Genomic DNA, 7,424 nt, shown 5'->3' with positions numbered 1-7,424 from the left:
TTTAACAACTTCTAGTTCTTTACTTTTATTAATAGAAATTCCCGATGATATATTATTTAATGATGATATACTCATATTTTCCTTAACAGATAATCCTAAAATTAGCCCATCACCTTTTCTATCTTCAGATACATAAGCTATACCATTTTTTAGACCATCCTTAGAAGACTTATTTTCTATCTTCTTACCATCTACATAAATTTCTCCACTTTGCTTTTTGAAATATCCATATATAGTCTTAGCTAATTCGGTTCTCCCTGCCCCCATAAGGCCAGCTATTCCTACTATTTCTCCACTCTTTACATTAAAAGATATATCATGAACATACTCATTATTAAGGTTTTTAACTTCTAAAACTATATCTTTTATATCTACCTCTTGTTTTGGGAACTGATCAGTTAACTTTCTTCCAACCATCATTTCTATCATCGTATCTTCACATATATTACAAACGTTTTCTTGGCCTACATATTTTCCGTCTCTTAAAACAGTTATGTAATCACATATCTCAAAAACTTCCTTCAATCTATGAGATATATAAACTATAGATCTACCTTCATTTTTAAGTTCATTTATAACATTGAATAGACTTTCTGATTCTTTATCTGTTAAAGCATCTGTTGGCTCATCCATTATTATTATTTTAGCATTTAAAGATAATGCTTTTGCTATTTCAATCATTTGCTGCTGACCTATACTTAACTTACCAACCAATTCCTTAGAACTAGTAGTAATATTTAATTTTTCAAGTAATTCATCTGCATTTTTAAAAAGCTTATTCCAATTTATTTTACCAAAAGCTCCTTTTGGCTCTCTTCCTAAGAATATATTTTCACCTATAGTAAGGTCATGTATTAAATTCAACTCTTGGTGTATTATAGCTATACCTTTTCCCTGAGCATCTTTAGGACCTTTTATATCTTCTAATTTACCTTTATAGTAAATTTCTCCACCATCTTTTTTGTATACTCCACTTAATATTTTCATAAGTGTAGATTTACCTGCACCATTTTCTCCCATAAGCCCCATAACCTTGCCTTCATAAAGCTCTAAGTTTACACCGTCTAGTGCCTTAACTCCAGGAAACTCTTTAATGATACCTTTCATTTGTAATATAGGTTGTTGCATAGTTTTCACTCCTTTTAAAAGACTACACCAGATTTTAATATTACATTTGCATATGGAGTATATTCTCCAGTTCTAACTATTGCTTTAGATGACTTAGTTAAATTTTTAAATTCTTCATGAGAAACTGTAGTTATTTTTACATTTTCAAATCTTTTAATTATTTCTTTATATAAATCATTACTAACTTGTATTATCTCAGAAGCTAATATTACTTCTTCTACTTGTAATTCTTGCAGTACACTATCTAATGTATCTAAAAAAGTTGGTAATCCTTTTTTAAGAGCTAAATCTATTCTTTGAACTTCACTAGGTATTGGAAGTCCACTATCACATATTGTTATACTATCTGTATGACCCATCTTAGATATTACATAAGATATTTCACTATTTATTAATGCTGATTTTTTCATTTTTTACCCCCTGAAATTTAAAACATCTTGAATTGTTGGTAGTGATGTTTGCGCTCCTTCTTTCATAACACATAACGCTCCTACTCTTGATGCAAAATCCATAGCTTCTTCTATGTCTTTATCTTGTGAAAAAGCTACTGCTAAGGCTCCTGTATAACTATCCCCTGCTGCAGTTGTATCTAGCGCATCTACTTTATATGATTTTTTAAACTTTATGTTATCTTTATCTATATAAAGGCTGCCCTTAGAACCTAGTGTAACTATAAGTTGTTTTACACCCTTTTGTATCATAATCTCTGCAGCTTTTATAATATCATCTTCATTTTCTATTTTTAATCCACTTAATATTTCAAGCTCTGTTTCATTAGGAGTTAATAAATCTACATTTTTGATTATATCGTCATCTAACTTAACAGCTGGAGCAGGATTTAATATTGTATATTTTCCTAACTTTTTAGATTCTTGTAATGCATACTTTATAGTATCTAATGGCGTTTCAAGTTGAACTACCACTATATCACTTTCTTTTATACCATCTATACACTTATCTATATCTTCTCTTAAAACTCTAAAATTTGCACCTGGTGCTACTACTATAGAGTTTTCAGCATTTTTATCTACTGTTATAAGTGCTACTCCACTTGGCCCTTCTTCTACTTTTATATAATCTGTATTTACATTATCCTTTTTAAGTGCATTTACTAAAGTTTGACCAAATCCATCATTTCCAACCTTACCTATCATAGATACATTTCCATTTAATCTTGCCATTGCAACTGCTTGATTAGCACCTTTTCCACCTGGTACTTCTTTAAATTGACTACCTATTAAAGTTTGACCTTTCTTTGGCATTTCATCTACATTTACTACTAAGTCCATGTTAAGACTGCCTATAACACATATCTTTTTCATATATGTCTCCCCTTTATATTTTAGATTCACAATTTTTGTCTCTATGTTTTGTTGAATTTCTTATTATAAGCTGTGGTTTAAATGTTACTGTACCAACAGGTTCAATATCGTTATTTTTCAAGTAATTTATAAGTAGCTCACTAGCTTTTTGACCCATTTCATAAGCTGGCTGTCTTACTGTAGTAAGTGAAGGATGTATTAACTTTGCAGTTTGTATATCATCAAACCCTACAACGCTTATATCTTGTGGTATGTTTAACCCTCTTTCTGTTAAACCTTGTACAACTCCTATTGCCATCAAATCATTGGCACAACATATAGCACTGTGTTTTATTTCATCCATATTTTTAATAAATTCATAAGCCCACTCATACTTATACTTACCTTCAACTATATCGCATTCATCATGTTGTATATTATTTTTTTCTAATGCTCTTATGTATCCATTTAATCTTTCTTTACTTATTTCATTTTTTAAAGGTCCACTAAGATAAAGTATTTTTTCGTGGCCTTCATTTATAAGATGCTTAGTAGACTCGTATGTACCATTTTTATTATCTACTTTTACTAATCCTTTAGCATTTGATATATCTATATTTTTATCTACTAACACCATTGGTATTTGTAAATTGTTGTAGCTATTATCTTTTTTACATGTATTTGATGACGGTGCAAATATTATTCCATCTACCATCTTTTCTATAAGCATTGCAACACATTCAGCTTCTCTTTCATAATCTTCATCTGTGCTACAAAATATTATATTGTATCCTTCTTTACGAGCATAATCCTCTGCTCCTCTTGATATATCTGTGAAAAAAGGATTTCGTATGTCTGGTATTAAAAGTCCTATTGTTTTAGTTCTTTTAGTTACTAACCCTTGAGCAAGTTTATTTGGAACATAATTTTGCTCTTTGATAATGTTTAGGATTTTATCTTTAGTAGCTTTACTTATACTATCATCTTTATTATTTATAACCTTGGAAACAGTTGTTTTTGATACACCTGCTAACTTAGCTATATCGTTTATCGTTACTCCCAAAATTATCTCTCCTCTCATAAAGTAACCGGTTTAGGAAACCGTTTTACTTTACCGGTTACCTAGATAATATCATGCCATAAAAAATAATGCAAGTGTTTTTGTAAAACGTTTTCTCGTTAAATTTATACCAATAAAAAGTGTGCACCTTCCTTGTGATAATTTTATAATTATCACAAGGAAGAATGCACATTTTATTTTATATACTATATTGTTATGTAGTTTAGGTCTATTTAAATATTTATTTCTTTTAATACATTAATCTTACCTAAGTTAGTCATATCAATATTCACTGGAGTTACAGAAATATATCCTTTCTCAACAGCAACTATATCACTATCTTGCTCTTGCTCTAGCTCTTTAACCTTACCACCCATCCAAAAATATCTTTTGCCATATGGACTAAATCTTTCTTCCATAACATTTTCATATTTTCTCTCGCCTAATTTAGTTATCTTAAATCCTTTAATATCTTCACTAGGTATATTTACATTTAATACACAGTCATCTAATATTTCTAACTTATCTTTTACATTATCTATTATTTTTACAACATGTTTAGAAGCTTCTTTATATGTTTCTTTTGAAATGTTAAATTCATTATAAGATATAGCTATTGAAGGTTTGTTTTGAATAAGCCCCTCTATAGCAGCTGATACTGTTCCAGAGTATACTACATCAGTTCCTAGATTAGGCCCATTATTTATTCCACTTAATACTAAGTCTATCTCAACGTCTTTAAATAATGCTTCTATCCCAATTTTCACACAATCAGCTGGTGTTCCTGATATTGAGTACGCTTTTATATTCTCTTGTATAAATTCTTCATTTACCATTATAGGACTATGCATAGTTATAGCATGTCCTGTTGCACTCCTTTGTGTCTCTGGGGCAACTACATATACATTCTCTGTTTTTGCTATTTCTTTTGCTAATTCTATAATTCCATCAGCTGTAATTCCATCGTCATTTGTAATTAATATGTTCATAGTACCTAACTCCCTTTATATTATTATATTTTGACTAATTTATAGGTTTATAGTTTTAGTAATCAATCATAATTATATTTTTGCTCTTTTATTATGTCCTTTTTAATGATGTTACTTCCTTATATTTTATATTAAACTAATTTTTATATTTTCACAATAAATAAGCTTAACTTAATTTACTTAATGTTTAATGTAAATTAAGTTAAGCTCTTATATATAATTACACCATGATTTATTGTACTTCTTGAAACTTTCCCTTTATATAGCCTTACTTACAGCAACCCTAGCTAAAATACTTGTTGGATCTATAAAATTCCCTTCAATCTCTAACATCTTAACTGCTATAGGAAGTTCAGTACACCCTAAGATTATATAAAAAGCTCCTTGCTCCTTTAAATAATTCAAAATATCCATCATATTTTTCTTATCTGAAACTTCTCTTCCTTCTTTAATTCCATATATCAAGTCCATTATGACACTTTGACCATACTCATTAGGTTTAATAAGTTCTATATCATACTTTTCAAAAATGCTATCATAAACCTTCGCCTTTATAGTTCCCGTTGTTGATAATAACCCAACCTTTTTAATCCCACTGCTTGCTATACTTTTAGCAGTTTCCTCTATCATGTTGATAACTTCAATATTAACACCATTCTTTATGTTATTATAAAAATAATGTGCTGTGTTACATGGAATCACTAAAAAATCTGCACCTATTTCTTCTAAATGCTTAGCAGATTTTTCAAGTTCATAAGTTGGATTTTCTCCATTTCCTAAAATAAAACTTGTTCTATCTGGGATTTTTGTATTATTGTCTATTAAAATATGAATGTGATCATTATCACACTTTGCATTGGTCATAGTTACTATTTTATTAAATAAATCAATAGTGGCTAATGGACCCATTCCCCCTATAATTCCAACGGTTTTCATAGCTCCTCCTTAAAACTAAAATTTTTATTCGTATGTTCCAAATACTATAATTTCTTTATTTTCAACCATTATCTTACCTTTAGCTATAACTGTATTTATTTCTAAATTTTCATCTAGTAAAATGGCATCAGCATCAGAATTTTCTTTTATAGTTCCTTTTTTAGGATATAGTTCTAGTGCCTTAGCTACATTAGAAGTTACAAAAGTAAGTGCATCTTCTATTTTCATATTTTCTTCTAAAACCATAGCCTTAAACTCTTTGTAAAGTGCATTTACACTAGATACTCCAATTTTAACTAAATTTCCAAATTGATCATAATTAGACCAACTTCCATATCCATCAGAACTTATTGTAATGTTTTCAGATTCTACACCTTGTGATAAAGCTTTATTTATAACTTTTCTAGGGCTTAATTTCTCATATATACCACAAGTTAAATCTATTATTCCACCTTCTTTAGCAAAGTCAAAGCTTTCAAATAGTAATTTTTCATTTCTATTAACATGTGTTGGCCTTATTGTTCTAATTGGTATGTCGCTATTATCTAAAGCTTCATTTATAGGGCTTAGCCCTCTTTTACCATCACCCATATGAACAACTAATATACCAGCCTTTCCACTAATCATACCCGATGCTCTAACATCTGATGCTACCCTTTGTAATTCTTCATTTGTTATTGTTGAAGACCTATGGTCTGATAAAGCTATTTTACATCCAATAACTTCATCTATAAAAATTATATCTTTTCTTACAGAATCAGTTAAAGTAACTGTTGGATACTCATATGAACCTGTATGTACATAAACACTTATTCCTTCTTCTTTTAAAGCTTTTGCTTTTGATACTAAGTTTTGTACGCTTCTTGTACTTCCATCCGTTCCAAGTAGTCCAACAACTGTTGTAATTCCAGTTGAAGTTAATTTACTAAGCATTATTTCTGGTACTCTAGTCTTAAAACTTCCTTCTCCTCCTCCTCCAGTTATATGAACATGTTGGTCTATAAATCCTGGAACTAATTTTTTATTGCTTCCATCTATTACTTTTACTTTTTCATTATTAAATTCTATACTATCTTCTATTAACGTTATTTTTTCTCCACATATTAATATATCTTTTTTTCCTATATATTTAGGTGAGTATATTTCTACATTTTTAATTAATATCATGACTACTCCTCCTTGTTATATTACATATTAATTTACTACATTCTTACTTTTTCTTTCTTAATTTTTTTCGCTTTCTGTATTTAATTTAGCTATTCCAAATCCTGTAAAAGCTAAAATTATTGCAAATATTATACCTGTATAATTAAGTATTGCCCATGGTAGGTACTCTATAGTTGATACTCCAAGAGTTGATGTCATATAAGCACCTGCTGCTGACCAAGGTACAAGTGGAACTAATACAGTACCAGAATCTTCTAAAGTTCTTGAAAGATTTTTAGGATGTAATCCTTTTTTAGGATAAACATCTTTAAATAATTCTCCCGGTATAAGTATTGATAAGTATGAACTACCTGTAACAAATGCCACTGTAAAGCAAGATACTATTGTAGATAGTATTATACCAACAGTTGATTTTACTTTTGACATTAAAAGTTCTAATACAACATCTAACATTCCAGAAACACTTACTATCCCTGCAAATCCCATAGCGCAGAATATTAGTACTGTCGTACTTGTAACAGATACTACTCCACCCCTGTTTACAAGTTTTAATACTTCTGGTGCTACTTCTCCCGTAAATCCAGTCATAGTCACATCAAATCCACCTACTAAAGATGCAAATCCATAGACTGGATTAAATCCTTGTATAACAATTCCTAACATTACTGTTAATATACTTGTTGCTAACATTGTTGGTATTGTGGGCCATTTCTTTACCGAACCTAATATTATTAATACTATTGGTAATATTAAAATAATATTAAAATTAAACATTAAGTCTAATTGGTCCATCATAATTGCTACTGATTCTGGTGTTGCCATATCTCCAGATGCTTTAAGTCC

The 7,424-nt window shown here is 29.6% G+C and carries 8 protein-coding genes; all 8 read right to left on the bottom strand.

Features of this window, described 5'->3' with window-relative positions; translation table 11 throughout:
* Positions 1–1,128 (bottom strand): ATP-binding cassette domain-containing protein (locus VLM92_RS13445; RefSeq protein WP_325276847.1); only part of this gene is annotated, 1,128 nt, incomplete at its 3' end.
* Between the two features lie 14 nt (positions 1,129–1,142).
* Entirely contained in the window at positions 1,143–1,538 is a 396-nt protein-coding gene (gene rbsD / locus VLM92_RS13440) for a D-ribose pyranase (protein ID WP_325276846.1), read from the bottom strand.
* A 3-nt stretch (positions 1,539–1,541) separates the two neighbouring features.
* Positions 1,542–2,450, bottom strand: coding sequence for a ribokinase (rbsK, locus tag VLM92_RS13435; protein ID WP_325276845.1), 909 nt, complete (start codon positions 2,448–2,450; stop codon positions 1,542–1,544).
* Between the two features lie 13 nt (positions 2,451–2,463).
* The gene (locus VLM92_RS13430; protein ID WP_325276844.1) at positions 2,464–3,492 is read right to left on the bottom strand and encodes a LacI family DNA-binding transcriptional regulator; all 1,029 of its coding nucleotides are present in this window, start codon (positions 3,490–3,492) and stop codon (positions 2,464–2,466) included.
* 230 nt (positions 3,493–3,722) lie between these two features.
* Positions 3,723–4,478: a 5'/3'-nucleotidase SurE gene (gene surE / locus VLM92_RS13425; RefSeq protein ID WP_325276843.1), complete on the bottom strand. Its 756-nt coding sequence runs from the start codon at positions 4,476–4,478 to the stop codon at positions 3,723–3,725.
* Positions 4,479–4,736: 258 nt separating this feature from the next.
* Positions 4,737–5,414: an aspartate/glutamate racemase family protein gene (locus VLM92_RS13420; protein WP_325276842.1), complete on the bottom strand. Its 678-nt coding sequence runs from the start codon at positions 5,412–5,414 to the stop codon at positions 4,737–4,739.
* Between the two features lie 24 nt (positions 5,415–5,438).
* A complete protein-coding gene (gene iadA / locus VLM92_RS13415; RefSeq protein WP_325276841.1) occupies positions 5,439–6,581 on the bottom strand; it encodes a beta-aspartyl-peptidase in 1,143 nt (380 codons plus the stop codon).
* A gap of 57 nt (positions 6,582–6,638) precedes the next feature.
* Positions 6,639–7,424 (bottom strand): Na+/H+ antiporter NhaC family protein (locus VLM92_RS13410; RefSeq protein ID WP_325276840.1); only part of this gene is annotated, 786 nt, incomplete at its 5' end.

The organism is Romboutsia sp., from assembly GCF_035470145.1.
GTDB lineage: Bacteria > Bacillota > Clostridia > Peptostreptococcales > Peptostreptococcaceae > Romboutsia_D.
The sequence above is the reverse complement of the archived record's forward strand: the minus strand, read 5'-3'. Positions and strand labels throughout refer to the sequence as shown.

Coding starts and splice junctions, on each gene's coding strand:
- rbsD (WP_325276846.1), bottom strand. CDS start 1,538: ATGAAAAAATCAGCATTAATAAATAGTGAAATATCTTATGTAATATCT.
- rbsK (WP_325276845.1), bottom strand. CDS start 2,450: ATGAAAAAGATATGTGTTATAGGCAGTCTTAACATGGACTTAGTAGTA.
- surE (WP_325276843.1), bottom strand. CDS start 4,478: ATGAACATATTAATTACAAATGACGATGGAATTACAGCTGATGGAATT.
- VLM92_RS13420 (WP_325276842.1), bottom strand. CDS start 5,414: ATGAAAACCGTTGGAATTATAGGGGGAATGGGTCCATTAGCCACTATT.
- iadA (WP_325276841.1), bottom strand. CDS start 6,581: ATGATATTAATTAAAAATGTAGAAATATACTCACCTAAATATATAGGA.